This is a genomic window from Flaviaestuariibacter amylovorans, assembly GCF_039541815.1.
Lineage (GTDB): Bacteria > Bacteroidota > Bacteroidia > Chitinophagales > Chitinophagaceae > Flavisolibacter > Flavisolibacter amylovorans.
The window spans coordinates 95,819-121,451 of the sequence record NZ_BAABGY010000011.1 but is presented as its reverse complement, the minus strand read 5'-3'; the positions used below and the strand labels follow the sequence as shown (position 1 = coordinate 121,451).

Genomic DNA, 25,633 nt, shown 5'->3' with positions numbered 1-25,633 from the left:
TCAAGCCAGACTATTCATGCGCTCCATCCTGCTACCGCTGCTCTGTACTATTGCCCTCCCCGCCGCTGCCCAGCATACGCTGCGCACGCAAGCCCGCAACGATGCCGGCGACCCGCTGCCCGGCGCCACCCTCACCTGGAAGGAAGGAGCCCGCAGCGTCATCGCCGACTCGCTCGGGAACCTGACTCTTGCCAACATTCCCTCCGGGCAGCAGACCTTCGTGCTGTCGCACGTCGGCTACGGCGAAAAGGAAGTGCAGCTCTCCTTCCCGCTGCCGGGTGCTGAGTGGCCCCCCATCACCCTGGAGCGCGCCGAAGAAGAAGAGGAGGAGGAAGAGGAGGTAATCGTGACCGCCACGCGCACGAGCCGCACCATCGCCAACACACCCACGCGCACCGAGGTGATCTCGGGCGAGGAGCTCGAAGAAAAAGGCAATATGAAGCCCGGCGACATCCGCATGCTGCTCAACGAAAGCACGGGCATCCAGACCCAGCAGACCTCCGCTACGTCCTACAACGCCGGCATCCGCATCCAGGGCCTCGACGGCCGGTACACGCAGCTCCTGCGCGACGGATACCCGCTCTACGGCGGCTTCGCAGGCGGCCTTTCGCTGCTGCAGGTGGCCCCGCTCGACCTGCGCCAGGTGGAGGTCATCAAGGGATCCGCGTCCACGCTTTACGGCGGCGGCGCCATCGCGGGCCTCGTCAACCTCGTTTCCAAAACACCGGGCGAGCGGCGCGAGCTTTCCTTTCTCCTCAACGCCACCTCCGCCGGCGGACTCGACGCCAGCGGCTTCTACAGCGAGCGCTACGGAAAGGCGGGCCTCACGCTCTTCGCCTCCCGTAATAGTACGGCTCCCTTCGACCCGGCCGGCATCGGCTTCACGGCCATCCCCAAGGCGGAGCGCTACACGGTGAACCCGCGGCTCTTCCTCTACGGCAAGCACACGACCGCCGACATCGGTATCAGCTATACCACCGAAGACCGCCTCGGCGGCAGCACCGCCTTTATCAAGGACGGCACTCCCGGGCCATTCGAGCGCAACGAGACCGACCGTATTGCTACCCAGCTCGGTATTACCCACCGCCTCGGAGAGCGCCATACACTGCAGCTGAAAAACAGCTTCTCCTTCTTCGACCGCGCCCTCTCGGCATTCAACTACCTGTTCGACGCGCGCCAGGTTTCCTCGTTCACCGAGATCAGCTGGAACCGCCGCGGCGAGCGCTCGGAGTGGGTACTGGGCGCCAACCTCACGACCGAGGCGCTGACCGAGAGAAACGTACGCTTCGGCATCCCGCGCGATTATACCCTCACCACTGCCGGTCTTTTCGCGCAGCACACCTGGTCGGTCACCGACCGGTTTACCCTCGAGACCGGCTTGCGGGGCGATCATGTGTCGCCACACGGCTTCGAGCTGCTGCCCCGGGCTTCGCTGCTGTACCGTATTTCTACCAATTGGACGACGCGCCTCGGCGGGGGCTTCGGCTACAAGGCGCCCACTATTTTCACCGAGGAAGCGGAGCGCCTGCAGTACCGCGTCGACAATGCGCGGATCACGAACCCGCACACCGAGCGATCCGTGGGCGCCAACTGGGACGTGAACTACACTACCAAATGGGGTGCCCTGGGCCTGCAGGCCAATGTGCTCTTCTTCTACACGCGTCTCTCGCGGCCGCTATTGCTGGCCAACACACCGGTCGGCTACCGCTTCTACTCCAGCGCCGGCCACATCGATACCCGTGGCGCCGAAGCCAACCTCCGCCTCACCTGGGGCGACTTCAAGCTTTTTGTGGGCTATACGCTCACCGATGCACAGTCGCACCTCCCGGCACAGGAAGGTGCTCTTCCGCTCGTGGCACAGCACCGCCTCAACAACGTGCTGATGTATGAAGTGGAAGGAAAATGGAAGCTCGGTCTCGAAGCCTATTACACGGGCCGCCAACCCCTCAACGACGGCAGCTACGGCCGCCCCTACTGGATCACCGGCTTCATGGCGGAGCGGCTCTGGAAGCGCTTCTCCATCTTCGTCAACTTCGAGAACTTCACCGACACCCGCCAGACGAAGTTTGGACCCATCTACAGCGGGCCCGCCAGCAACCCGCAGTTCCGCGACATCTACGCGCCGCTCGAGGGCTTCGTGGTAAATGGCGGGATCAAGTTAAGGTTCTGAGGGTTTTGGAGGTTAGTCAGGCAGCAGCAGAATAAGAAGCAGGCTAACTTCAAGATCCGAATCGTTACCTCCTCTGCTCTGCGTGTACTAAAAACAAAAGGGCCGCAAAGAATTGATCTTTGCGGCCCTTTTGCTGGGTTACCTATAATGTGGCCGTCAGTAACGACGCCTGTTCTCGCATTATCCCATTAGCACATTACCCCATTAGCACATTACTTCACCCGGTCCCACACCTCGGTGCGGCCGATGAGCGAAATGCCGATATAGCCGCGGATCTTGAGCTGGTTGGCATTTTTCAGTTCCATGTTGCAGGAATAGGTCTTGCCCGACTTCGGGTCGTAGATCGTGCCATCTTCCCACTCGTTGTCGCCGTCGAACTCGAAGTCCTTCAGGATCACGGAGCCCACGATGGTGCGGCTGCGCAGCTTTTCGTCGGGGTTCTTCGTGTCGAGGTTGCCGGGGTTCTTGCTCCAGGAGATCTTTCCGAAATACTTGTTGCCCTGGCGGTAGATCTGGATCTTGCCCTCCTTGCTGGAGGAAAGCCATTCGCCGACGATGGCGTCGCCCTTGTCCTGGCCAAATACATTCCCGATGCTCAGGAGCAGGACCAAAAAGAAGATCAGTTTTTTCATAACGGTTTTTATGCTGTCTGCAAGATAGTCGCTTGCCGGCTTCGGTGGCGTTGCTGTGGCTTTTCAGGAGCCTAGCGGGCCGTCACCGCATCCGGCGTAAGCACGCGCACCTCCGGGCCTTTCGGCTCATTGACCATTGCCCCTTCACCATTGACCACCGGCTCCACCTTCGGGGGGATGAGCTTGTACAGCACCGGCGTCACGATGCGCGAGAGCAGCGTGGACGAAACAAGGCCGCCGATAAGCACGAGCGCGAGCGGCGAGATGAGCGGGTTCGACGAGATGGCGATGGGCAGCAGGCCCCCGATGGCCGTCAGGCTCGTGAGTACGATGGGAAGAAAGCGCAGCTCGCCCGCCTCGCGGATGGCCGCATCCAGCCCTTTGCCCTCGGCGCGCAGCTGGTTGGTGAAGTCCACGAGCAGGATCGAGTTCTTGACCTCGATGCCCGCAAGCCCGATGAAGCCGATGATGGCCACGAACGACATCGGGTTGCCCGTGATCCAGAGCGCGCACACGCCGCCGATCACCCCGAGCGGGATCACGCTCAGCACGATGAGTGTGCTTTTGAAGGTCTTGAACTCGAGGATCAGCACCATGATGAAGAGGAAGATGGTGGCGATCACCACCGTACCGAACGACCCGCCGAAGGCATCCTTCTGGCTCTGCACCTCGCCGGCGAGCACGAGCTCGTAGCCGGCCGGCAGCTTTAGCTCCGACGAGCGCTTCATGAACTCCTTCAACACCTTCTCGGTGAGCACGCCCTCCTCGGTGAAGGCCGTCACCACCACGTAGCGCTTCTTGTCGACGTGCTTGATGATGGTGGGCGACGACTCGAAGTCGAGCTGCGCCACCTGCGACAGCGGCACCGGCGTGCCCACGGCGTTGTTGACGAAGATGCCGTCGAAGGAATTGATGGTGGCGAAGCGGTCGCGTGGGGTACCGATCATGATGTCGAAGTCCTTGCCCGCGGCATCGGTATAGGTACCTGCCTCATAGCCCGCGATGGCGAGGCGCACGGTCTTGTCGATGTCGGCGGTACCGATGCCGAGCATGCGGCTCTTCTCGGTGTTGATGTTGAGGTGCAGGTCCGACTTCAGCACACGTACGTCGTTGTTGACGTAGATGGCGCCGGGCACGCTCTTCAGCAGGTCTTCGGCGCGCGCGGCGATGGCGCGCAGCGTGTCGAGGTGCTCACCGGTAAAGCGAATGGCCACCGGCGCTTCCACGAGCGGGCCCTGCTCGAAGTCCTTCACCTCGATCTTGGCGCCGGCCACGCCGGCGAAGCGGTCGCGGAGGGCGTCGATGAGGGCGCGCTTCTTCTTCGGGTTCACGTCGTCCTGTAGTTGTACGTAGAACTGCGCGAAGTCGGGCTTCTCGTTCTCGGGGATCACGTTGTAGTAGATGCGCGGGTTGCCCTTGCCTACGTTGGTGGTATAGTATTTCACCAGCGGCTCCTTCGCGAGCTCGCCTTCCACGCGGCGCGCCATCGAGTCGGTGAGCTCCAGGTTGCTCTGCAGCGGCATCGTGACGTTCACCAGGAACTGGGGCTTCTCGGAGGCCGGGAAGAGGCGGAAGCCGATGAGCTTGAATATGCCGAGCGACGCCACGAAGAGGCCAAGCGCGATGAAGAGCGTCGTCTTCGGGCGCAGCAGGGCCGCCTCGAGCAGCTTCGTATACGAGCCGCTGATCAGGCGCTTGAGGCCGCGCAGGAAGAGGTTGCCCTCGGGGTTTCCGTGCACCTTGAGCACACGCGCGCCGAGAAAGGGCACAATGGTGAGCGATACCAGCATGGAGGCCAGCACACTGAAGATGACCGCCATGGGCAAGCCGCGGATGAACTCACCGGCGGCTTCGGGCATAAAGGCCAGCGGGAGGAAGGCGATGATGAGCGTGGCGGTGCAGCCCAGTACCGCAAGGCCGATCTGCTTGGTGCCCTCGATCACGGCGGCGTTGCGGCTCCAGCCTTCGCGCAGCCAGCGCTCGATGTTCTCCACCACCACGATGGAGTCGTCGACGAGCAGGCCGAGCGCCACCACGAGGCCCACGATGGAGAGCTGGTTGAGCGAGAAGCCGAAGGCGTTGAGCAGCACGATGCCGATGCCCAGCGAGAGCGGGATGGCGACCATCACCACGAGGGCGGCGCGGCCGCCGAGCGGCAGCAGCGTGATGAGCACCAGCGAGATGGCGATGATGAAGTCGATGCCGAGCCCACCGAGCCTGCGGCCCACGTTCTCTGCCTGGTCGAAGGCCTTCACCATCGCGATGTTCTTCGGAAGCGTCTTTTCGAATTTTTCGAGCACCGGCGCATACGCGGCCTGTGTACGGGCGATGTTCTCACCGGGCTTCTGTGCAGCCGTTACCAGCACGGCGCGGTGGCCGTTGAGGCGGGTGATGTGCTTGGGCTCGGCGTAGCGGAACTCCACATCGGCCACATCTTTGAGGTATACCACGTGCCCGTTGCCGGCCCACACGATGGTGTTGCGCACCTCATCGATGCTCTTGTACTTGCCGCTCGTTTTCACGTTGAAGGTCTTGACGCCGCCGCGCACCGGGCCTCCCGGAATATTGGCCGCCTCGCTCTGGATGGAGCCGATGACATAGTTGAGCGGGATCTTCTGCTGCGCGAGCTTCTCGAGCTGCAGGTCTACACGCAGTACCTGCTCGGGCACGCCGGTATAGTCGGCCTTCTTCAGACCGGGCACCCGCTCGAGCTCTTCTTTGAGGTTGTTGGCAAACGTGCGCAGCGACTTGTCGGAGGCGTTCTCCGATACGAGGGCCACCTGCAGCACGTTCACGTCGGTGGGGCTTACCTTCTTTACTTCGAGCTTGTAGAGGTCCTGCGGCAGCTCGGAGCGGAGGGCGCCGATCTCGCGCACCAGCTCCTGGTACTTGTTCTCGACGTCGACGCCGTATTTATATTCCACCACCACGGAGGCAACGCCGTCGGTGATGGTGCTTTCGATCTTCTTGATCTGCTCGAGCTCGCTCACGCGCTTCTCGATCGGTTTCACCACGAGCTCCTCGAGGTCTTTGGGCGAGGTGCCGGGGTAGATGGCGATGATGGGGTATTGCGGAGGGTTGATCTCGGGGTCCTCGGCGCGGGGCATCGTGAGCACCGTGGTGAGGCTCACCACCACGATCATCAGGAACACGACGAGCGTGAACTGCCACTGCTTTACAAAAAATGAGGTGATACGCATAACGATGATTTGGAGTTGGGGTAGAGAGAAAGAACGCGGATGGTGCGGACGTGACGGATGAATACGGATCGGTGTTTATCAGCTTAATCCGCCTGATCCGTGTTCCTTCTCTATTGCACGCTGATGGCCGAGCCATCTTTGAGGTAAGGGCTTCCGGTGCTTACGACCCACTGGTAGCCCTCGAGGCCGCCGCTCAGGTACACGCGCTCCGGGGAGATACGGCCGATCTTCACAGGCACCTTCTTCACGGTCTTTCGGTCTTCGGTCACGAACACGTAGCCGGTGCTGCCGTCGGCCTCGAGCAGGGCCTCGTAGGGGATGCTGTTGGCCGTAGCAGCCCTGGCGGCCGAGATCTGCGCGCGCCCGAACATACCCGGCGCGGGCCGGCGGCCGGCGAGGTCCACCTGTACTTCTACGGTGAAGGAGCCGGAGGCGGGGTCGGCGGTCGGCGCCTTCTTCGATACCACCCCTTTGAAGTCGACACCCGGGAACGCATCGATGCGCACCGTGGCAGTATTGCCTTCCCGGATCGCGGCCCAGTCCTGGTCGGAGAGGGAGGCGCGGAGCACCCACTTCTCGGAGGCCGATACGTTGTTCAGGAACAGCACCGGCGTGCCGGGGCCGGCCAGCTCGCCTACCGAGGCGATCTTCTTGACGATGATGCCGTCGGCCGGCGCGTAGATGTTGGCATACTGCCGGTTGAACTGCGCCTGCTGCAAGCCCTGGCGGGCGATGTCGAGGCCGGTGCGCGTGTTCTGCAGCTGCTCGAGCGTGGCCACGCTGTCCTTATAGAGGTTTTGCACGCGCTGGTGGTCGCGCTCCGCTTTTTCCACGGCGAGCTGCGCCTGCTGTACCTGCGCCGCTATCTCGGTGGGTTTCAGCGTGGCGAGCAATTGCCCGCGGCGTACGTTGTCGCCTTCTTTCACGTTGATGGTTTCGATCACACCGCCGATCTTGAAGGAGAGGCGCGCCTCGTTCTGCGCGGCGATCACACCCGATGCGCGCACGCTGCCTTCGGTGCTGCTTTCGGTGCTCACGGCCAGCAGGCGCACCGGGATCGTTTCTTTTTGCGGAAGCGTGGCCGTTTGCTTGTTGGCCTTCGAGCTGCAGGCCTGCAGCAGCAGCGCGGCCAGCGCGGTATAGAGGATCTGTTTCATGTTTATTGGTTTATTGGTCTATTGGTCTATTGGTAAGGGTCTTTCCTGGTGCAGCAGTCATTGCGAATTAGTAAAGCCGACTGGTGCGTTTGCAGGATAAATGCTCTGGCTCTGACGTATCTTACTGAGTCGGACATCGCCAAATCTGAAATCTGAAATCTGAAATCTGAAATCTGAAATCTGAAATCTGAAATCATAGATCACAGATCCGCGATCACCGATCTGAGATTATAAGGCGTAAGCCGCCGTCTGGCGCTCCTGCTCGGCGGCGCGGATCAGCAACCCGTACTTCTGGATATTGCTTTCGAGGCGGGCATTGGTGAGGCCGTTGCGCGCATCGAGGAACTCGATGAAGGAGTTGACGCCTTCCGTATAACCACGGTCGATCAGCTTGAAGTATTGCTGGGCCGACTCCTCGCGCTTCAGGGCGGCGGCGTAGTTGGCGGCGGCCGCCTGCAGGCCGTTGCGGTTCACGAAAGCGGCGAGCTGCAGTTGCTTTTCCACCGACTCGGTGCGGAGCTGCAGGGCCTTTCCCTCGAGCGTGGCCGACTGTGCGCGAAGCTCATTGCGGCGTCCGGCGAAGAGCGGCAGCTGCACCTGCAGCCCGGCGAGGTAAAAGGGCGTGTTCCGGTTGACCTTGAAGTCGAAGCCCTGCGCACCCAGGTCGAGGAAGGCGTTGACGCGGGGGGTGCGGTAGGAGCGCGCCTGCTGCTGTTGCCAATGGTTGATGCTGGCGGCGGCGCTGAGGCTCTTCAGCTCCTCGCGGCGGCTTACGTCGGGGAGCGTGGCATCGTTCAGTCCCAGCAGGCTTTCGGGGAGCACGGGCTCGGCGCGCTGCACCGTATCGGTGAGCGGCTTGTTGCACAGGAAGTTGATGTAGGCGCCCGCGTTCTGCACCTCGTTGCGGGCGTTGCGCCACTGGGTTTCTACGGTCTGCAGCTCGCTTTCGGCGCGCGACACGTAGGCGGGCAGCCCCTTGCCGTTGCGGAGCAGCGAGCGCTGCACGCGGAGGTTCTGCTGCACGAGCTCCACGGCGTTGGCATAGATATCGGCCGCACGGGCAGCCTGCAGGAGCCGGTAGTAGGCGGTCTTCACATCTTTCACCAGCTCGCGGCGGTAGGCGTCGATCTCGAACTGCTGCAGCTTTACCTGCTCCGACCGCATGCCGGCGCCGTAGCGGATGTCGGGGTTGAGCAGGGGCATCGTAGTGCGCACCCGCAGGTCGTAGAAATTGTTGGGCAGCAGGGGCTCCGACGCATTGGCGATCTGCGGGAACTTGCTGGTGCCGGTGAGCTGGTTGAGCGTCTGGTACACCGGGTTCATCAGGTCGCCCACGGGCAGGTCGATGGTGCGGCCGCCGGCGGCAAGGGTGTATTGGCCTTCGAGGCCAACGGTGGGCAGGAAGTAGCTCTTTGCTTCCTTCAGGGCCAGCAGGCTCCGCTCGAGCCCCACCTGCCGCTCGCGGAGCACGAGGTTGCTTTTGAGGGCCTCCGTTACATAGTTGTCGAGCGCCGGCTGGGCGGAGGCGGACGCCGGGAGGAGGGAAACAGCGGCTAAAAGTTTGAAAATTAAGCGCATATATAATCGACGTTTAATTAATGAACACTGTTTAGTATAAGGTCAAAAAAATAGCTAGGCCCGTTCCAGCATTTCGATGAAGTTGCGTTGCCCGGCATCCACCAGCGTCTCGGGATCCACCCCTTCGAAGGCCTGCACCCGGTTGCGGACGTACAGGGCGGCGATGCCGTGCACCCCGGCCCAGATCGTGAAAGCGAGCCCGTCCACATCCTTACCCGGGAAGCGCCCGGCGGCCTGGCACTCGCGGATCACGCTTTTCAGGATCCCCAGCGTGCGGTCGCCCTCCTCCCACTTCTCGTGCTCCATGCATTTCATGGGCGCCCGCATGATGAACATGAGGTCATAATAGTCGGGATTCTTCCGCGCAAAGTCAATATAGACGTGCCCCATGGCCTTCAGCCGCTCAAAGGGGTCGGCCACGTGGGCCAGCGGCGCCATGTACTCCAGCATCTTCACGAAGCCCTCCTCGTGCAGGGCATGGAAGATCTCGTCCTTGTCCTTGAAATAGAGATATAGAGTGCCGGCGCTGTACTGGATGGCCTCGGCGATCGTGCGCATGCTGGCGCCTGCGAACCCCTTCTCCATGAAGATGCGGCGGGCCGCATCCAGGATCAGCTGGCGCATCTCTTCCTTCTCTCTCTGCTTTCGGGCGGCGATGGTCATACGTGGATTTGCAGGAACAAAAATAATGAACAGTGTTTAGTAAAGAAAAAATATTTGTGGCGAGCTGTGGGGCCGGGCGTACGAACTGCCGGTTTCGGGGGATGGCCGGTGCCCGCATAAAAAAACCCCCGACGCTTCCGTCGGGGGTTTTGCAGATGTTCCAATAGAGCTTAGAGCTTTACCAGCGTGCGGCGGCTCTGAGCGCCGGTGCGGCGGTCGGTGAGCACCACCTGGTAGGAGCCGGGGCGCAGGAGTGCGGTTCCGATCGTGACGTTGTTGCCGCTGAAGCTGATGGGCGACAGCACGGGCACGCCGGAGGCATCGAGTACCTGCACGGTGAGCTGGGTGGCGGCGCCGCTGTACTGCAGGCGCACGTTGCCCTGGGCCGGGTTGGGGCTCAGCGTCATGGCCGGGGCGATGCGGGCCGTGTTGCCGTCGCCTTCGGTGTCGCCGTGGATCGTTACCGGTCCGCAGGGGTTTACCGTAATGCGGAACAGGCGGGTCTTGCCGGGGCAGCTGCCACCGGTGCCGATGGGCGTTACGCGGATGTTGGCGTACTGAGCGGTAGCGCCGTTATTGACCGTGTTGAACGACGGGATGTTGCCCGTGCCCGAAAGCGCGAGGCCGATCGACGGGTTGTCGTTGGTCCAGGTATAGCTGCTGGCGCTGCCGGTGAACACGATGGGCTGCGTGGCGGTGCCGCTGCAATACACCGGGTTATTGGGAGCGTCCACTGCGGCCTGCGGGCGGATGGTGATCGTGGTGGACGCGTAACCATCGCAGTAGTAATCATAGGCGTTCAGGTAATATTCTACCGTATAAGTGCCGGGTTGCGAGGCCGCAAGGTTCACGGTGCCGGTGGCCGAGTTGAGGCTGAGGCCGCCAGGATAGGAATAAAAGCTCCCGTTGTTGGAAGCGGTACGCGTTACCGTAGCCGTACCGGTGCGGCAGAAGGAGCTAGCGCCGTACGAAATAGTGCCGGCGGCAGGGCTGATGTACGCGTATCCCGAGAGGGGGGCGCCGGAGCATCCGCCCAGCGAAGGCGTGACCGTGATCGTGGCGTAGTCCATGTAATCCAGCTCGTTTACGGCCTTGAAGGCAGGCAGGTTGCCGGTGCCGGAGGCAGCCAGGCCGTTGGTAGTGCTGCTGTTGGTCCAGGTAAACGTAGTGCCGGGGAGGTTGCTCTGGAACACCACCGGGCTGGTAGTGCTGCCGGCGCACTCGAAGATCTGGACGTTGGGGCCGGTGATGACGGGCGTGGGATTTACGGAGATGCGGAATACTTCCTTCTTGAAGGAGCAGCCCGTACCGCCGCTTGCCTGCACCCCGATCAGTGCGGAAACCGTGGTATCGTCGATTGCTTGCGGCATGAACGAAGGAATGGCGCCAGTGCCCGAAGCAGCAAGGCCGATGTTCGTGTTGTTGTTGGTCCAGGCATAGGTGAGCGAGCCGGAGCCGGGGAAGGCGATCTCACTGGAAAGCGTTCCGGCGCAGAACTGCCGGTTGCCGATGGGGGTCACGAACGCCGATGACGGGCGCACCCCTAAGGTAAAGGTGGAATGGTCGACACACTGGCCGTTGCTGACGGAGTAGGTAACCACGTAGTTGCCCGACTGCGAGGCAGCCAGGTCGATGGCGCCGGTAGCGGGGTCGATGGCGAGACCCGGGGTAGACGAGAAGGTGCCGCCCTGGAGGCCGGTGATCGTGGGCGTCACCACACCCGTGCTGACGCAGTAAGGCGCGTTGGCATAGGCGATGCTCGCGAGCTTCTGACCTACTGTGAGCGACACGGCGCAGAACGACTGGGTGGCCGAGATACCACCGGTGGCGCCGGTGAAGCCGAAGTAAACGGTGGGATTACCGCCAAAGATGGTGTTCCGGATGTCTTCCGTATGCGTAAACAGAAGGCTTCCGTTGCGGTACATCGAAAAAGCGGTTATAGCCGGATCCCACGTGAGGCGGACGGTGCTGGCCGCACCGTTCCCGAGCAACGGCGAGATATTGAAAGGTCCTTTCACGGGGGTATAGCTCCTGTTCTTGACGAGCGCGATGTGCGAGTTGTTCTGGTCGGCCTCAGTGCTGCCGTTGTTGTAGATGTCGAACTCAATGGCGAGCGACTGCTGGAACAAGTTGTGGGGGGCGTACGTGTTGTAATACCCTAGCTCGCCTCCGAGGGCGTTGGTGGCTACGTTGTTGCCGTCGTTCTGCAGGATGAACATCATGCCGTCGGCACCGCCCGACTGCGTCACCGTGAAGGTGAGGTCGAAGGGTTTAGTGAGGTCGAGCGGGGTTTGGTGCCAGGCAGTTCCCAGGAGTTCGCTCTGGTTGGGGGTCAGCTGCGTGCAGTTGCCGCTGCCGGTGGCCGAGCCGAGCCGGTTGAACGATTGTGTGCTGAGCTGGGTAAAGCACGAAGGCGCCAAAGCGGCGGAGCGTGCCTTGGTTTGGGCCGAAGCTAGGAGGCTGCTGCCGAGGAGAGCGCCGAGGAGGGCGAGGCGCTTGGGGGTAAAGTTGCTTCTCATTTGCGTTTTATTGGTTTAAGATCAGTTGACAACGGGGTATGCCGTCGCCAGGCCGGACGCTGCTGTGAAGACACAGCACAGCGCGCATGCCGGGAGGCTGGTTCACCTGGCTTTCGGCCAGGCGCTGGGTTGCGTGAGCAGGTAAAAGGGGAGCGGTGAATCCTGAAAACAGCAAATGCTGGAACGGAACGAGATAAGACCGGGCTCCCGGTAGCGTTGGTGGGAGGATGCGCCCGGGTGGGGCGCGGCCGGATCATTAAAGCAGTTCGGACAGCGGTGTTTTGGAAAGCCGGTCGCGAAGGTAAGAAGACCGTTCCTACCGAAAGCAGCGGATACCAAAAAAATTTCGACAACGCCCGATCAGGAGAAATACGATCGTACTCATACGGATTCTCCCTTACCCATCGGCATATTGAAGATGTCTGCCTGGCCACCGGGCGGGCGGCTTTTTTTACGATCGGGTTTGCCGCCTGCACGTCATGCACCTGTATTATTACTGAAGCACCGAGAGGACGTGGAAGCAAAACGACGGCACAAAAAAAGACACGGCAGGGCCGTGTCGTTCCTAAAAAGAAGGGGTGCCGGTTGCTACCAGATGATCATCAGCGTGTCCGTCTTTTCTTTTTTCCGGGCCACCGAGTCGCGGAGCGCGGGCTTCTTCCCGGCAGCGGCTGCCGATGCAGGGGCAACGGGCACGCCGGCAGGCAGCACCGGCGTGCCGGTGGAAAAGGCGGTGGTTGCAGTGGGCGCTCCCGGGGCAGCAACCGGTGTGGCGGGAATCTTACCGGCGACGACGGACTTCTGATCTTTTTGCGCCGGCCCCGTCGCGGGCACTGCTTTCGCGCCGGTCGTGGGCTTGCCGCCTTCTGTGTGCGCTTTTGTTTGCGCAGGTGCGGCAACCGTGGCCACTTCGGGTGAAGCGGCGGTTGGTGCAGAAGGCACAACGATGTCTCGCTGCGGGTTGCCGGTGCCCGTGTTTTGCGGGGCGCTGGAAGAGTCCGGCCACAGCAGTCCTGCAGTGACCGCGATGAGCAGCAGCGCGCCGAAGAGCCACAGCCCGCCGCGGCGCTTTTTCTTTTTCGCCGCGCCGGCCTGCAGGGCCTGGAAGGCGGCGAAGTCGGCGTCCATCGCGGCATTGTCTGCCGGCAGCGCGTCGAGTGCGTTGCGCAGGGCTTCGTCGAAGCGGTGGGGATCGTTATTTCTGGAGAATATGAGCTTCATGGATCGCTTGTTGAAGGAGACGTTCTTTTAGTTGCGTGCGGGCCTGGTGCAGGTGCCACTTCGAAGTGCCTTTCGGGATCTTCAGCGCGGCGGCCACCTGCTCGTGGGTGTAGCCCTCCATCACATACAGGTTGAAGACGGTGCGCGTGGTATCGGGCAGGGCGTGCACCAGGTCGAGCAGGCGGCGTGCCTCGATGCCGGCATATACCTCCGGACCGGCCGAAAAGGAATTCAGTCCCTCGTCGGTGAAGTCTACGGAGCTGAAGCGCAGCCTGCCGCGCAGCTCATTGAGGCAGGTGTTGACGATGATGCGGCGCACCCAGCCCATCACCGCACCTTCGCGGCGGTAGTCGCGGATCTTTTGGAACACCTGCAGCATCGCCTTGTTGAAGGACGCGGCCGCCTCGTCGGCCGAGGCATGGTAGCGCAGCGCCACCTTCATCAGCTCGCCGTGGCAATGCCGGTAGAAGGCAGACTGGCAGCGCGCGTCGCCCTGCTCGAGCCCGTTGAGTATTACTTCCAGTTGCTGCTGGTCCATTTGGTTTATTGGTCTATTAGTCTATTTGTCTATTAGTAAGAGGTCGTTCACAGGGCAAAAGTCATTGCGTCGATCAACAGGCATTGTCACCCTGAGCTTGCCGAAGAGTCCTTCGTTACGCATAGTAATGGACGCGGCCACTTCCTATCTTACTCAGTTGATCTTTTCACCCGCTCACGTTATCCGTAGTCTTCGACTACGGATACAGCTCACCCAAACTTATACCCCACCTTCACCCCGATCGACGGGATGAAGGCCAGGTGGATGCCGGCCGCGGGCACGTTGAAGCGCTTGCCCACGAGCGGGTTCAGCGACACGCCCCAGGTAACGCCCTTCTCCGGCGGCACGTGGCGGTAGCCGATCATAAAGGTACCCAGCACGTCGGGAAGGCGCATACCCAATTGCTGGATGGTGTATTGATCCTTCGGGCCTTCGCGGGGGCGCTGCGGCACGGAAAGAAAATACGTGATGCCGGCTCCCAGCTCCAGGAACCCCTTGCGGCGCCCCACCAGGTAGTTGACCATGAGCGGGATCGAGAAGAGGGCCTGCTTCAGCGTGTCGTTGTAGTAGCTGATGGTGGGCACCATCCAGAAGCCGATGCCGGCGCGGAGGCCCCATCCGTCGCGGCGGCCGCGCTGCAGGCGGCTGTCGTAGCTCACCGAGTTGAGGCCGCCGGCGCCGAGCACCTCGAGGTACACGGCACGGTGGCGGTCCCTACCGGCACACGGCGCCGCTTTCCGCGGTGCCGTCGTGTCGGGTTTGGGATATTCCTTCGTCAGCTTCCAGATGCTGTTGAGTGGCACGGTCACCGTGTCTTTTTCGCGGCTCCGCACGATCTTGATGTACTTCGACGGGGCCTGCTCGATGATGAGCCCTTCGTATACGGTAACGCTGTCCAGTAGAAATACTTTTTCCGTGAACACCTGCGCGCGGGCGCCGCCGGCCGTCAACAGGGCAAGGAGGAGAAAGGCTGCGCGCATCAGGAACGTTTTACGTAAGTGTCATACAGAACATAGCTCTTTCCGGGCTCGTACACCGTACGCTTCAGCACCATCTTGCGGTCGCTGAGGTAGTCGATGCCCCAGGTGGCCACGTCGCCGGCCCCGAAGGCGCCCGGCATGGCGCGGGTATAGCTAAGCTTCAGCACGGCGCCGTGCTCGGCGATCTCCCAGGAGCCGTAAGAGCCGGAAGCGGTCGGGAACGAGGGGTTGCACTCGTTGGCCCCCCACTGCACCGAGGCATCGCCACTGAGGTCGAAGCGGTAGACGTCGTCGAGCTTGCAGGGCTCGGAAGGACCGTGGTCCACATCGTCGGGGCCGTATACGACCGCTTCGTGCTGGAAGATCCAGGCGCCGGTGGCGATGGCGGTCTTCGCCTCGTCGGGCGAGAGGATGCGGCCTTCTTCTTTTTCCTTTTTTGCGCAGGCGGTGACCAGCAGGGTGGCAGCGAGTGCGGCGGCGCCGAGGTGTTTCATTCGTTTCATATGATGGTTGTTTGCCCTAATGACACCGCCTTGTGAAAAGGGGTTGGCGAAAAGTAGACATTTCTTTGCGGCCGCGGAAAATACCCTGATCACGGTATTGCGCCGGCGCGCCGGAAAGGGGTTCTTTGTTTTACCGGCCCGTGTACACCGCGTGCCGCGGTTGACCGGCAACTGCTTCCGGGAAATGGTTTTAGGGTCGCCGCCAAGGTGGCTACTGCTTTTGAGACTGGGATTACAAGACGCCCCGGCGGTACCGCCGGGGCTTTTTTTGCGCCAGCAGGAACCTGCTCGTTTGTATAGAAGATACTGCGGCCATCAGCGGATGCTCGTTCCCCTGCTGTCGGTGCTGCTTTGCAGGTACCGGAACGAGCCGGGCGCGCCTGCATACTGCGACAGGAAGGTGAACGACACCACGAGGTTGCCCGCGCGGTCGACACTGATCGACTGCCGGCCGTTGGGCACGAACTGGAAGGAGACGCCACCGGGGAGTTTGGCTTGTGTTCCGGCCACCGCGGCCCCAACGTGCTGCTCCAGGTACATGGCAAGGGTGTCGGTCACCCCGCGGTCGACCCAGGTGCCGATGGCCGTTTCATCCTGCCCGAAGGCAAGGAACGGGGCGGAGGCGCGGATGGCGACCACGGTCTTCGCGCTCAGCGTGAACGACACCTCGGCGTAGGTAGTGGTATTAGGCACATTGGAATAGAAGATATTCCGGTGCATCCGCGGCGCCTCCTGTGCGGAAGCCGCCCCGGAGAGCGCAACAAGGGCAGGAAGAAGGAGGCGGGCGAAGCGCATGGAGGCACAGCAGTTGGTGAAACGGCAATGTAATCAACTAATATCACCCCGGCCGCGTTTTGTCAAACCAAAAAAGCCCCGGCTCTCGTGCCGGGACTTTCCATCTGTTTATTAAGGTCCTGCCTACACCACGCCCGAATGGTCGGTTTCGATACGCTGTCGGCCACCCGTGAGCGCGGCCACCGGCGACTCGAAGAGGCGGGGCTGCCCAAGCTCGTCCTGCACCAGGATGCCCGCGGCGCCTTCGTGCTCCGGGTCGTCCATGTAGTAGCTCACCGTGAAATACTCGGTGGGGATGATGTTGGGGTTCTCGCGGTGCACCGGGTGCACGTCCACCTTCAGCCATACGTCGCGGCCATTGATCTCCTGCTTTTCGATCATCGTTCCAGTTTAGGAAACTCCCTGCAAAGGTGAAGCCAGAGAGAGATCTCAGATGTGTGATCTCAGATCTATGGCTGACGCACGCGGGGAGGGATCTCAGATCTACAGCGGCGTTAGCCATAGATCTTAGATCCGAGATCCGAGATCAGATCTTGTGGAGCAGGGTCACCTCGGGGCGGCTGAGCACGCCGGCGCTTGCCATGGTCTTGCCCAGCTCGGGGTTGGAGAAGAAGCTCTGGAAAGCCTCGGCGGAGTCGGCCTCGCTGTGCATGGTGATGCGGTTGGGGTTGTCGGCTCCGCGGTAGATGGCGTGTACCCGGATGCCGGCGCCTTCGCGGGCGGCAGCGCCAGCGTCGAAATGAGGTTTCCAGGCATCGAAATCCTGAACGTCGTGCGTGATCATTGCGTGTACCATATAGCAGTTGGTTTGATGAGGCAGGAAGATAGAACATCTCATCCGTATTTACACGGATGGAGGATTTTAGATTTCAGATGTGTGATTTCAGATTTATTGCTGACGCACACCAGGAAGATCTCGGATTTGAGATGTGTGATTTCAGATTTGGGGCTGACGCACGCCAGGGGAGCAGGTTGCATCGGGGATTCTGAATCTGAAATCTGAAATCAAACATCTGAAATCCTTACCGGATGAGGTCCACGAATCCGTTGAAGCGCTGCCCGTTGTCGTCGATGCGGAGCACATAGTAGTAAGTGCCGGCGGGCAATTGTTTACCGCCGCTTTCGCCGGTCCAGGGCCGGGGGTCGTTGCGGCGGCGCAGCACCGGTTGGCCCCAGCGGTTGAACACCTCGAGCGTATAACTACGGTAGGCCTCCAGCGCGGGGATCTCCCATCGGTCGTTGACGCCGTCGCCATTGGGCGTGAATACGTTGGGCACTTCCACCTTACGGAACACGCGGATGCGCACCGTATCGCGCACCTCACCGCAGCCGGCGCTTGAGCGCGCGGTGAGCACATAGGCGGTATCCACCAGGGGGCGGGCGTCGGTTTCGAGACTCAGCGGGTCGGCCAGCGCATAGGGCGGCGTCCAGGCGGTGGTGTAATCGGAGCCGCTAACGGTGCCCGACAGCCGCACGGCGTCGCCGCGCATGAGGCTCCGGTCAGCGCCGGCGTCTACCACGAGCGGGGGGCGTACGTTCACCTGCACCCGGGCCGTATCGGTACATCCCTCGGCATTCGTAACCACTACTTCATACCCGCTGCTGTCGGCCGGGCTGGCCACGGGGCTGGCGATCGCCGGGTCGGAGAGGCCCGTAGCCGGCGACCAGAGGTAGCTGCCCCCGCCCGAGGCCGCGAGGACGCCGCTGCCACCGGCGCAGATCGTGATCGTATCGGCCCCTGCCACCGCCACCGGGCGCGGGTGCACCACGAAGGTGAACGCGCTGTCGTCGGTACAGCCATGCACCGAAGCACCCGTGAGCACGTAGGTGCCGGCATCGGAAGGGGCAGCCGCGCTGAGCGTGAGGCGGTCGGTGCTGTTGCCATCGGCGCCCGAGGGGAGTCGCCAGCTGTAGGTGGCCGCGCCCGCCGCCACGAAGCTCACCGCCGCGCCGGCGCAAGCCGACGCCGGGCCCGTAACGGTGACCTCGGGCAGGGCGTGCACGCTCACGGTGAGGGGCTGCGAAGCGATGGTGCAGGTGGCGTTGCCCCAGTTGGCGCTTTCGGCCACGGTGAGGCGGTAGCGGTAAGAGCCGGGCGCCGTACCCGCGGGGAACACGACGCGCCAGGTTTGCGTAGTGGCGAAGGCGATATCGTTCCAGGCACCGCCGTTCAGGCTCAGCTGCCATTGAAAGCGGGGTGCGGTGTAGCCGGCCGACAGCAATACGTTGAGGTCGTACGCTGCGGTGGTGCCGAAGCAGAGGTTCTGCTCCGGCCCGGGGCTGCCCACAAACGAAGGCGTGACCAGGGGCCCGCAGGGGCGGAAGGTGATGTCGTCGAGGATGAGGTCGTTGCCGCAGCCGCCGGGCGCGTTGTTGACGATGCGCACCACTACGTCGGAGAGCGTGGCGGGCGTGGTGAAGAAGAAGCCGTACTGGTTCCATTGGGGCGCCGCGGTCAAGGGCACGTCGCCGCTGTTGTAGGTGCGGAGCAGGGTACCGTCGGTGCGCTCGAGGCGGAAGGTGAGGTTGGGGCGGATGGGGTTGCCGTTGCAGCCGTTGGGGCGGCTGACGTTCATTACCCAGGCTGCGAACTCGTAGGTGGTGCCGCTGCAGAGCCCGCGGATCGTGTCTACGTAGAAGTCGCCGGGCGTGTGGCTCGCATTCACCAGCATGAAGTAGCCGCCGGAGTTGCCACCATGATCTTGTGTGATGTTGTGCCAGGTGCTGCCCCAGCAGTTGACGGTGCTGTTGCGTACGGAGTAGGAGCCGTCGGGCGGACAATCGTTGCCGGAATACAGGTAGGCAGGCCCGGCGGTGGAGAGCGAAGGGCCGGGGTTGCCGCCGCTGCCGAAGGTGATGTGTACGATGGGATCACCGAGCGAGCCGGTGCACAGCTGCGCGGCCGAGCGCACGCCTAACAGCATCAGAGAAAGCAATAGCAAGACCGACCGGCCCATGGCAAGGTGTGTTTTCGTTAGCGTGCAGCCCACCGAAGATAAGCAATGTGCTAATGGGGTGATGGGGTAATGTGCTAATGAGGTTCAGGGAGGTTCAGAAGGGTTCAGAAAGGTTCAGGAGGGTTTGGGACACGAAGGGAAATTTGAGAAGATACAGCTGACATCCCCCGCGTGCGTCAGCCCAGATCCGAGATCTGAGATCCCCACGTGCGTTAGCAATAAATCTCAAATCACACATCTGAAATCTGAAATCCTCCACAGATCTGAGATCCGAGATCACACATCTGAGATCCCCAGGCAGCCTTTCCCGGCCCGGGTGCGTATTCACCTCCGGATGCTGCGCCACCTTTCCTACAACGCCCTGCAGGGAGTCATCAACCAGGCCCTCGGCCTCGCCGTGTTCGTGCTGCTGGCCAACGGCCTGCCGCGCGCGGAATTCGGCGCCTTCAACTGGATGGGGGCGCTGCTGCTCACGGCCTACGGCATTGCTTCGTTCGGCACCGAGCAGCTGCTGGTGCAGCAGGTAGCCGCCGGCCGGAAGCCGGCAGAAGCGCTCCCGCCTGCCCTCCTGCATGCGGCCGCCGGCATCGTGCTCTTATTGGGAGCCTGGGCGATCTGGGGCCGCAGCGGCGCTGCCGGCAACGCCCTGGCCGTGCTCCTGCTCGGCAAGGGGGCCTACGCGCTGGCCGCACCCTACAAAAGCGCCGCTGCAGGCCTCGAGCGCTTTCGGCTGCTGCTGCCGATGTCGGTGGGCGCCAACATCGCGAAGGCCGCCGGGCTGCTCCTAGCCGGCGCCGATGGCATCAGCCTTTTCGAAGCAGTGCTGGTATTTGCAGTGTCGGATGCGATCGAGCTCCTGGCCGCCGCCACCCTTTTTCACCGCTCCGTGCCCGGGGGCCTGCAGTGGCGCGGCCTGTGGCCGCGCTACCGTGCCCTGCTCCGCGATGCGGGGCCCCTGCTCGGCACCGTAGCCCTCGCCGCCGCCACCGCCCGCTTCGACTGGATCTTCCTCGGCGCCCGCTCGCCGGCGCTGCTGGCCGAATACAGCTTCGCCTACAAGGCCTTTGAGCTCGCGCAGCTCCCGCTGCTGGTGATCGCCCCGCTGCTCGTGCCCCGCTTTACGCGGCAGCTCCGGTCGGGCGAGGCCCTCTCGTTCGAAACCCTGAACCGCTACGAGGCGCTGCTGGCGGCGGGCGTGGCGCTCGGGCTCAACGGGTGCTGGGCGCCGCTGGCCGACCAGGCTTCCGGCGGCCGCTACGGCGCGGTCAACACCGGCACCATCGCGTTGCTTTCCCTGGCCATGCCGCTGCTTTACCTCAACAACCTGTGCTGGTCGCTGCACTTCGCGGCGGGTAGGCGGGGTCTCCTCTTCCGGATCTTCGCCATCACCTTTGCCATAAACGCGGTGACCTGCGTGCTGCTCGTGCCCGCCTGGGGCAAGGAAGGCGCCGCGGCGGCGTATACCATTGCCATCGGATTGCAAACCGTGCTCTACCACCGTGCGCTGCCAGCTGCGCAGCGTCCCTCCTGGAGGCCCCTCCTCGCGTGCTCGGGAGCGGCAGGAGCCGGGGTCGCACTCGCAGCCTTGCTGGGCGGACCCACCGGCGTCCTCAGCGGTGCGCTCCTGTTTGTATTGCTGCTGCTGGCTACGCGCCAGTTGCGACTCGGGGAATACCGGCTTCTTGCAGCATGGCGCCGGTCCTGACCGCTGTTCGAGTTACAAGAGGCGCAAGAATTGCCAAAACAGACGGCCGCAAGCGGCCTTATCACGCAACGACGCAACGACGCGACGGCGTGGCGAAGAAATACGAGCTGGCTCTTGATGATTAAGTCGTCCTGGTTGCGCCGCCCTTCGTAGCGCCGCCGCGTGGAACAGGCCGCTTGCGGCCGTCCACTCAACAAATTACAAAGCGTCATGATTACCAATAGCCACGAAGCCTCCCTAAGGTGCTGTGATAAGACCCTTCCTTCCCCTCCTGTGCACCCAGCAGGCAACCGATGCAGCCCGGTTTGCGTATTCGACATCAAAGAACCCGCATGCACCCACCGGCTGCCGCGTGGCGGGCGCAGCTAAACAAGATCGACCCGCTGCTCCTGCTGTTCCTGATCCTGCTGCTCAACGTGAAGCTGGTGGTGAAACTCCTGGCCCTTGCCCTCGTATGCCTGCTCCGCCCGCACTTCCGCTTTGGCTTCCGCGAAGGCCGCCTGCCCCTCTTCTACCCGGCCATTATAGGCCTTGCCGTCATCGGCGCGCTGGTCAACGGGAGCTTCGGCGCCCCCAACTACGGGTATGCCTTTGCCACCGGCATCGCCTTCTGGGGGGCTGCGCTGCTGGCCATTCACCAGCTGAAAGGATTCACCGAGCGCAACAGCGACGCCCGCCTCCACCGCACGCTGCTCGTCTTCTTCGTGCTCAACGCGCTCGTATCCTGGGGCACCCTCGCGGGCATCATCCTGGAAACCGGGGCGCTCAACCCCTACCGCTACCAGGGCGATTTCCAGAAATACTTCATCAACACCGGCGATCATATCCGCGGGCTTTCCTTCGACACCTCCACCACCAACGCCGCCATCAACGCGGCCGCCGTGCTGTATTTCTACGGTCGGAGGCACTGGTGGCCGATGGCCCTATGCCTGGGCACGCTCCTGCTCGCCGGCTCCAACCTCGTGAACGCGGCGCTCCTCGGTTGCTTCGTCTTCCTGTTCTGCTTCCGCTCCGACCGCACACAGAAAAGCATCCTCGCGGGCTGCTGCCTGCCGATGATCGTGTTCTGGGCCCGGGTGTCGCCGCAGAACAACGACTATATCGGCAAGATCCTCTCCGGCACCCTCGGTGTAAGCCGTCCACACGCCCCTGCAGCAAAACCCGTCCCGATTTGGGAGCGCCCCGACAGCAGCCTCACCTCCGACGAGCGCCGGCAGAAGCGCGCGCGCCTGTACCTCGACAGCCTCGGCAGCGGCATCCTGCAGGAGCTGCGCACCGCACCGCCCGCCCCTGCGGTGAGCGCCACGCTGGCCGCCGTCGCCGAAAAGCCCGCGCTCCCCGAGGCCAATATCCACACGGCTCCCTACCAGCACAAGGACGATACGAGCACCGAGCGGCGGCAATGGATGCAGTTCGCCGCCACCGCACTACCGGCCGCTACCGCCGCCGCCCCGGCACCATCGCGCCTGCCCGGGAAGCTGCGCGCGCTGCAGCAAACGGCTTCGCACCTGGCGGCGCACCCGGCACTGCTCCTCTTCGGCGCCGGCACCGGGCGCTGGTCGTCGAAGCTCGCCTTCCGCGCTACCGGCCTCCGCATCGCCGGCGCCTATCCCCAACGCCTTACGTACATTGACCCGGCTTTCCGCGAGGGTCATCTCGCACTCCACCTCTCCTACTTTACCCGCTCCGAATACCTGCACTCGGTGATCCACACACCCAACTCGGTGTACGACCAATTGGCCGGGGAATACGGGCTCCCCGGCGTGGCCGCATTTCTACTGCTCTACGCCGGCTTCTTCCTACGCAAGTGGCGGCGCCTCACCTACGGTCTGTCCCTCCTGCTGCTCGCGTCGGTGCTGATCGGAACCGACTACTGGTTCGAGCAGCTCTCGCTCCTGCCGCTGCTCGAGCTCCTGCTTTTCCTTGACCTGAAAACCACTGCCCATGACGCCGCATGAGCCGAAGATCACGGTGCTGATGCCGGCCTACAACGTAGCCCGCTACATCGCCGACGCGGTGCGCTCCGTACTGGCGCAGACCTTTACCGACTTCGAGTTGCTGGTGATCGACGACGGCTCCACCGACAACACGGCTTCTGTGGTGCGCACCTTTGCCGACCCCCGCATCCGCCTCGTGCGGCAGGCCAACAGCGGTGTGGCGGGCGCGCTGAATACCGGTCTTGAGCTGGCGCGTGCGCCGCTCGTGGCCCGATTCGATGCCGACGATATCTGCTACCCGCAGCGGCTCGCCGTGCAATACGCCGCCCTGCAGGAAGACCCGTCGCTCGTGGTGCTCGGCTCCGCCGCCGACTATATCGACGCCGAGCGCCGCTTCGTGTTCGCGGCCACGCCGCCCGCACTCACCGACGCGGCCATCCGCGCACAGTATCAACAAGCCTGTCCCTTCATTCATTCGAGCGTGCTCTACCGCAAGGCCGATGTGATCGCCGCCGGTGGCTACGACCTGCGGGCGCACAGCTTCGAGGACCACCTGCTCTGGGGCCGCCTCCTACAGGCGGGCACTGCCCGCAACCTCGATACGCCGCTGATCCAGGTGCGGCTCAATGCGCAGTCGGTGACCATCGACGAGCGCTGGCGTACGGCCCGCTTCCGCGCGCTAAAAAGCGAAGTGCTGCAACGCGGCGCCATCAGTGCCGAAGAAGGCGAGGAGCTGAAGGCGATCCTTCAAAAGCAAGACCGCCGCCGCATCAAGGAAGGCGCCTACCACGCGCTGATCGGAAAGAAATACCTCTGGAACAATTACCAGCCGGCGCATGCCCGCCGCAGCCTTCGCCGCGCCCTTGCGTGCCGGCCGTTTTATGCCACCGGCTACGGGCTGCTGGCCGCCTCCTTCCTGCCCGAGGCCTGGCTCCGCCGCATCTACCAAACCATCAAAAAGAGCGGATGACGAATCACCGGCCCATACGCCTCTTTGTGGATGCCCACGTGTTCGACGGCCCTTACCAGGGCACGCGCTCCTTCATCGGCGGCCTCTACCGCGAGCTCGCCGGGCGCGAAGGCATCGAGCTGTACCTCGCCGCGCGCGACACCGCAGCGCTGAAAGAGCATTTCGGCGAGCGGGACGGCGTGCACTTCGTGCCGCTGCGCAGCCGCTCCTCCTACCGGCGCCTTCTGCTCGAAATTCCGGCGCTGCTGCGGCGGCACCGCATCGACTTCGCGCACTTTCAATACATCGCGCCGCCGCTGAAGCGCTGCCGATATATCGTGACCACGCACGACGTGCTGTTCTGCGACCTGCCCGGAGCGTACACAATGGGCTACCGGCTGCTGAAGCGCTGGCTCTATGGCCGCACGGCCCGGCGCGCCGACATCCTGACCACCGTGTCGGCGCACGCACGCGGGGCGATGGAGCGGCACCTGCGGGTACCCCGCGAACGCGTGCACCTGCTGCCCAACGGCGTGGCCCCGCATTTCTACGGGGGCGCCCCGAAGGGCGAAGCGGCCCGCTATATCCGGGAAAAGTATGGACTGGAGTGCTTCGTGCTGCTGGTGAGCCGCTTCGAGCCCCGCAAGAACCACGCGCTGCTGCTGCGGCTCTTCTTCGGAAGCGGCCTGCACCGGCAGGGCTATCGCCTCGTGCTGATCGGCAGCCCTACCCTGCCGGTGCCGGAGCTCGACGAGCTGCTGGGGCGCCTTTCGCCCTCGGAGCAGGAGGCCCTGCACCACCTTCCCTGGGTGCCGCCCGAAGACCTTCCGTATTTCTACAAGGCGGCGGAGCTGTTCCTCTACCCGTCGAAGGGTGAAGGCTTCGGCATCCCGCCCCTCGAAGCCGCGGCGGCCCGCACGCCGGTGCTCTGCTCCAACGCGCTTGCCCTCGGCGACTTCGACTTCTTCGGTCCCGACCACCTCGACCCTGCCGACGAACGCGCCTTCGCAACCCGCTTTCAGCAGCTGCTGCAGGCCCCGACGCCGGAATCGGAGCTGCAGCGCCGCGCGGCGCTCGTGCAGGCCCGCTACTGCTGGAAGCGCTCCGCCGATACGCTGCACCAATTGATCCTTGCTCACCATCAAAACCTGCCCGCATGATCCGCTTCGACCATCTGGAGGCCCATAAGGATGACTACCGCCTGCAGTTCCTGCTTGCCCGCCCCTTTCCGCACCTCGCCATCGACGGACTTTGCGAAGACGACAAGCTGCACGCACTGCTGGCCGGCCTCCCGGAGCTCCATACGAAGAGCCGCGACTACGTGTTCGCGGCCAACAAGTTCGAGAAGTCGAAGTTCCGCGACCTGTCGCCCCTCTTCACCGAGCTGTACAACGACCTGTGCTCGGAGCGCTTCGGCGCCTTCCTGCAGTATATCTCCAATGAGCCCGTGTTCGTGGACAAAGCCTTCCACGGCGGCGGCATCCACCAGGGCAAGAAGGGTTCCTTCCTCGACATGCACATCGACTTCAACTACCACCCGCTCCACAGCAACTGGTACCGCACGCTCAACCTGCTGCTGTATCTCAACAACGACTGGAAGGAGGAGTACGGCGGGCAGCTGAAGCTCGAGGACCTGCGCACGGGCGAGAAGAAAAGCATCGGCATCCCCTTCAACCGGCTCGTGATCCAGCTCACCAACCGCTATACGCTGCACGGCTACGACCGCACTTCCTTCCCCGAAGGGCAGCACCGCACCTCCATCGCCGGCTATGCTTATATGATCCATCAACGCACCATCGAGCGGCCCCGCACCACCGACTGGCATGTGGGCGACGACGAGCCCCTGAAGAAGCTGCTCGCGCGCCTCTACGACCCTGCGGTGAAGATCAAGAACAAGCTGTTCGGGTCGGCCACGGCGAAGCATTAGCGTCAATCGTGAATCGTCAATCGTGAATGAGCCGTTCAAAGTGGGAGACCTTTTTGTACCGCGAGTAGTGCGAGAAGATTTGACTAAATTGGAATAACTGCTAACTAATAAAATGGGTACTAACCAGCTATACCGGATGAATCCTCCCAAAGCGTGCCGGTGCACGGATGTCTTTACTTGCGGCCTGATCCTCTTCACGATT

Annotated in this window: 20 protein-coding genes; 6 read left to right on the top strand and 14 right to left on the bottom strand. The window is 62.9% G+C overall.

What is annotated here, in order from left to right; genetic code table 11:
• Nucleotides 1-16 precede the first annotated feature (16 nt).
• Nucleotides 17-2,170 (top strand): TonB-dependent receptor, encoded by a 2,154-nt coding sequence (locus ABD937_RS17375; protein ID WP_345257083.1) that lies wholly within the window; start codon nucleotides 17-19, stop codon nucleotides 2,168-2,170.
• Between the two features lie 212 nt (nucleotides 2,171-2,382).
• On the opposite strand, the gene ABD937_RS17370 is transcribed toward ABD937_RS17375, so the two are convergent.
• The 14 genes from ABD937_RS17370 to ABD937_RS17305 form a co-directional block, all read right to left on the bottom strand.
• On the bottom strand, nucleotides 2,383-2,802 hold the full coding sequence (locus ABD937_RS17370; RefSeq protein WP_345257082.1) for a DUF2147 domain-containing protein: 420 nt from the start codon (nucleotides 2,800-2,802) through the stop codon (nucleotides 2,383-2,385).
• A gap of 71 nt (nucleotides 2,803-2,873) precedes the next feature.
• Nucleotides 2,874-6,002 (bottom strand): efflux RND transporter permease subunit, encoded by a 3,129-nt coding sequence (locus ABD937_RS17365; protein ID WP_345257081.1) that lies wholly within the window; start codon nucleotides 6,000-6,002, stop codon nucleotides 2,874-2,876.
• 110 nt (nucleotides 6,003-6,112) lie between these two features.
• Nucleotides 6,113-7,159: an efflux RND transporter periplasmic adaptor subunit gene (locus ABD937_RS17360; RefSeq protein WP_345257080.1), complete on the bottom strand. Its 1,047-nt coding sequence runs from the start codon at nucleotides 7,157-7,159 to the stop codon at nucleotides 6,113-6,115.
• Nucleotides 7,160-7,387: 228 nt separating this feature from the next.
• Complete coding sequence (locus ABD937_RS17355; RefSeq protein WP_345257079.1) at nucleotides 7,388-8,737, bottom strand: TolC family protein; 1,350 nt, start codon at nucleotides 8,735-8,737, stop codon at nucleotides 7,388-7,390.
• 54 nt (nucleotides 8,738-8,791) lie between these two features.
• Nucleotides 8,792-9,400: a TetR/AcrR family transcriptional regulator gene (locus ABD937_RS17350; RefSeq protein ID WP_345257078.1), complete on the bottom strand. Its 609-nt coding sequence runs from the start codon at nucleotides 9,398-9,400 to the stop codon at nucleotides 8,792-8,794.
• 170 nt (nucleotides 9,401-9,570) lie between these two features.
• The gene (locus ABD937_RS17345) at nucleotides 9,571-11,919 is read right to left on the bottom strand and encodes a lectin-like domain-containing protein (RefSeq protein ID WP_345257077.1); all 2,349 of its coding nucleotides are present in this window, start codon (nucleotides 11,917-11,919) and stop codon (nucleotides 9,571-9,573) included.
• Nucleotides 11,920-12,507: 588 nt separating this feature from the next.
• The gene (locus tag ABD937_RS17340; protein WP_345257075.1) at nucleotides 12,508-13,140 is read right to left on the bottom strand and encodes a RodZ family helix-turn-helix domain-containing protein; all 633 of its coding nucleotides are present in this window, start codon (nucleotides 13,138-13,140) and stop codon (nucleotides 12,508-12,510) included.
• Nucleotides 13,115-13,678, bottom strand: coding sequence for an RNA polymerase sigma factor (locus ABD937_RS17335; RefSeq protein ID WP_345257074.1), 564 nt, complete (start codon nucleotides 13,676-13,678; stop codon nucleotides 13,115-13,117). Before ABD937_RS17335 ends, ABD937_RS17340 begins: the two co-directional genes overlap by 26 nt.
• 209 nt (nucleotides 13,679-13,887) lie before the next feature.
• Complete coding sequence (locus ABD937_RS17330; RefSeq protein WP_345257073.1) at nucleotides 13,888-14,658, bottom strand: hypothetical protein; 771 nt, start codon at nucleotides 14,656-14,658, stop codon at nucleotides 13,888-13,890.
• On the bottom strand, nucleotides 14,658-15,161 hold the full coding sequence (locus ABD937_RS17325; protein ID WP_345257071.1) for a hypothetical protein: 504 nt from the start codon (nucleotides 15,159-15,161) through the stop codon (nucleotides 14,658-14,660). Before ABD937_RS17325 ends, ABD937_RS17330 begins: the two co-directional genes overlap by 1 nt.
• Nucleotides 15,162-15,476: 315 nt before the next feature.
• Nucleotides 15,477-15,956, bottom strand: coding sequence for a hypothetical protein (locus ABD937_RS17320; RefSeq protein ID WP_345257070.1), 480 nt, complete (start codon nucleotides 15,954-15,956; stop codon nucleotides 15,477-15,479).
• Between the two features lie 123 nt (nucleotides 15,957-16,079).
• Nucleotides 16,080-16,337, bottom strand: coding sequence for a hypothetical protein (locus tag ABD937_RS17315; protein WP_345257069.1), 258 nt, complete (start codon nucleotides 16,335-16,337; stop codon nucleotides 16,080-16,082).
• Nucleotides 16,338-16,482: 145 nt separating this feature from the next.
• Nucleotides 16,483-16,752, bottom strand: a complete 270-nt coding sequence (locus ABD937_RS17310) for a hypothetical protein (protein WP_345257068.1) — start codon at nucleotides 16,750-16,752, stop codon at nucleotides 16,483-16,485.
• Between the two features lie 226 nt (nucleotides 16,753-16,978).
• Nucleotides 16,979-18,880, bottom strand: a complete 1,902-nt coding sequence (locus tag ABD937_RS17305; RefSeq protein ID WP_345257066.1) for a T9SS type B sorting domain-containing protein — start codon at nucleotides 18,878-18,880, stop codon at nucleotides 16,979-16,981.
• 367 nt (nucleotides 18,881-19,247) lie between these two features.
• Here ABD937_RS17305 and ABD937_RS17300 point away from each other — a divergent pair, with 367 nt between their 5' ends.
• The 5 genes from ABD937_RS17300 to ABD937_RS17280 all read left to right on the top strand — a co-directional run bounded on the left by ABD937_RS17300 (nucleotide 19,248) and on the right by ABD937_RS17280 (nucleotide 25,431).
• Complete coding sequence (locus tag ABD937_RS17300; RefSeq protein WP_345257065.1) at nucleotides 19,248-20,618, top strand: oligosaccharide flippase family protein; 1,371 nt, start codon at nucleotides 19,248-19,250, stop codon at nucleotides 20,616-20,618.
• Nucleotides 20,619-20,950: 332 nt separating this feature from the next.
• Nucleotides 20,951-22,576 (top strand): hypothetical protein, encoded by a 1,626-nt coding sequence (locus ABD937_RS17295; RefSeq protein ID WP_345257063.1) that lies wholly within the window; start codon nucleotides 20,951-20,953, stop codon nucleotides 22,574-22,576.
• The gene (locus ABD937_RS17290; protein WP_345257062.1) at nucleotides 22,563-23,525 is read left to right on the top strand and encodes a glycosyltransferase family 2 protein; all 963 of its coding nucleotides are present in this window, start codon (nucleotides 22,563-22,565) and stop codon (nucleotides 23,523-23,525) included. The genes ABD937_RS17295 and ABD937_RS17290 overlap by 14 nt, the downstream gene beginning before the upstream one ends.
• Nucleotides 23,522-24,664 (top strand): glycosyltransferase family 4 protein, encoded by a 1,143-nt coding sequence (locus ABD937_RS17285; protein ID WP_345257061.1) that lies wholly within the window; start codon nucleotides 23,522-23,524, stop codon nucleotides 24,662-24,664. The genes ABD937_RS17290 and ABD937_RS17285 overlap by 4 nt, the downstream gene beginning before the upstream one ends.
• Nucleotides 24,661-25,431 (top strand): 2OG-Fe(II) oxygenase, encoded by a 771-nt coding sequence (locus tag ABD937_RS17280; protein WP_345257059.1) that lies wholly within the window; start codon nucleotides 24,661-24,663, stop codon nucleotides 25,429-25,431. The genes ABD937_RS17285 and ABD937_RS17280 overlap by 4 nt, the downstream gene beginning before the upstream one ends.
• The last annotated feature ends 202 nt before the right edge of the window (nucleotides 25,432-25,633 follow it).

What these genes read in the sequence shown, in the direction of transcription:
- ABD937_RS17330 (WP_345257073.1), bottom strand. Translation starts at nt 14,658, where the DNA reads ATGCGCGCAGCCTTTCTCCTCCTTGCCCTGTTGACGGCCGGCGGCGCC.
- ABD937_RS17350 (WP_345257078.1), bottom strand. Translation starts at nt 9,400, where the DNA reads ATGACCATCGCCGCCCGAAAGCAGAGAGAGAAGGAAGAGATGCGCCAG.
- ABD937_RS17305 (WP_345257066.1), bottom strand. Translation starts at nt 18,880, where the DNA reads ATGCTGTTAGGCGTGCGCTCGGCCGCGCAGCTGTGCACCGGCTCGCTC.
- ABD937_RS17290 (WP_345257062.1), top strand. Translation starts at nt 22,563, where the DNA reads ATGACGCCGCATGAGCCGAAGATCACGGTGCTGATGCCGGCCTACAAC.
- ABD937_RS17285 (WP_345257061.1), top strand. Translation starts at nt 23,522, where the DNA reads ATGACGAATCACCGGCCCATACGCCTCTTTGTGGATGCCCACGTGTTC.
- ABD937_RS17370 (WP_345257082.1), bottom strand. Translation starts at nt 2,802, where the DNA reads ATGAAAAAACTGATCTTCTTTTTGGTCCTGCTCCTGAGCATCGGGAAT.
- ABD937_RS17360 (WP_345257080.1), bottom strand. Translation starts at nt 7,159, where the DNA reads ATGAAACAGATCCTCTATACCGCGCTGGCCGCGCTGCTGCTGCAGGCC.
- ABD937_RS17295 (WP_345257063.1), top strand. Translation starts at nt 20,951, where the DNA reads ATGCACCCACCGGCTGCCGCGTGGCGGGCGCAGCTAAACAAGATCGAC.
- ABD937_RS17340 (WP_345257075.1), bottom strand. Translation starts at nt 13,140, where the DNA reads ATGAAGCTCATATTCTCCAGAAATAACGATCCCCACCGCTTCGACGAA.
- ABD937_RS17345 (WP_345257077.1), bottom strand. Translation starts at nt 11,919, where the DNA reads ATGAGAAGCAACTTTACCCCCAAGCGCCTCGCCCTCCTCGGCGCTCTC.
- ABD937_RS17280 (WP_345257059.1), top strand. Translation starts at nt 24,661, where the DNA reads ATGATCCGCTTCGACCATCTGGAGGCCCATAAGGATGACTACCGCCTG.
- ABD937_RS17365 (WP_345257081.1), bottom strand. Translation starts at nt 6,002, where the DNA reads ATGCGTATCACCTCATTTTTTGTAAAGCAGTGGCAGTTCACGCTCGTC.
- ABD937_RS17355 (WP_345257079.1), bottom strand. Translation starts at nt 8,737, where the DNA reads ATGCGCTTAATTTTCAAACTTTTAGCCGCTGTTTCCCTCCTCCCGGCG.
- ABD937_RS17375 (WP_345257083.1), top strand. Translation starts at nt 17, where the DNA reads ATGCGCTCCATCCTGCTACCGCTGCTCTGTACTATTGCCCTCCCCGCC.
- ABD937_RS17320 (WP_345257070.1), bottom strand. Translation starts at nt 15,956, where the DNA reads ATGCGCTTCGCCCGCCTCCTTCTTCCTGCCCTTGTTGCGCTCTCCGGG.
- ABD937_RS17335 (WP_345257074.1), bottom strand. Translation starts at nt 13,678, where the DNA reads ATGGACCAGCAGCAACTGGAAGTAATACTCAACGGGCTCGAGCAGGGC.
- ABD937_RS17315 (WP_345257069.1), bottom strand. Translation starts at nt 16,337, where the DNA reads ATGATCGAAAAGCAGGAGATCAATGGCCGCGACGTATGGCTGAAGGTG.
- ABD937_RS17300 (WP_345257065.1), top strand. Translation starts at nt 19,248, where the DNA reads ATGCTGCGCCACCTTTCCTACAACGCCCTGCAGGGAGTCATCAACCAG.
- ABD937_RS17325 (WP_345257071.1), bottom strand. Translation starts at nt 15,161, where the DNA reads ATGAAACGAATGAAACACCTCGGCGCCGCCGCACTCGCTGCCACCCTG.
- ABD937_RS17310 (WP_345257068.1), bottom strand. Translation starts at nt 16,752, where the DNA reads ATGGTACACGCAATGATCACGCACGACGTTCAGGATTTCGATGCCTGG.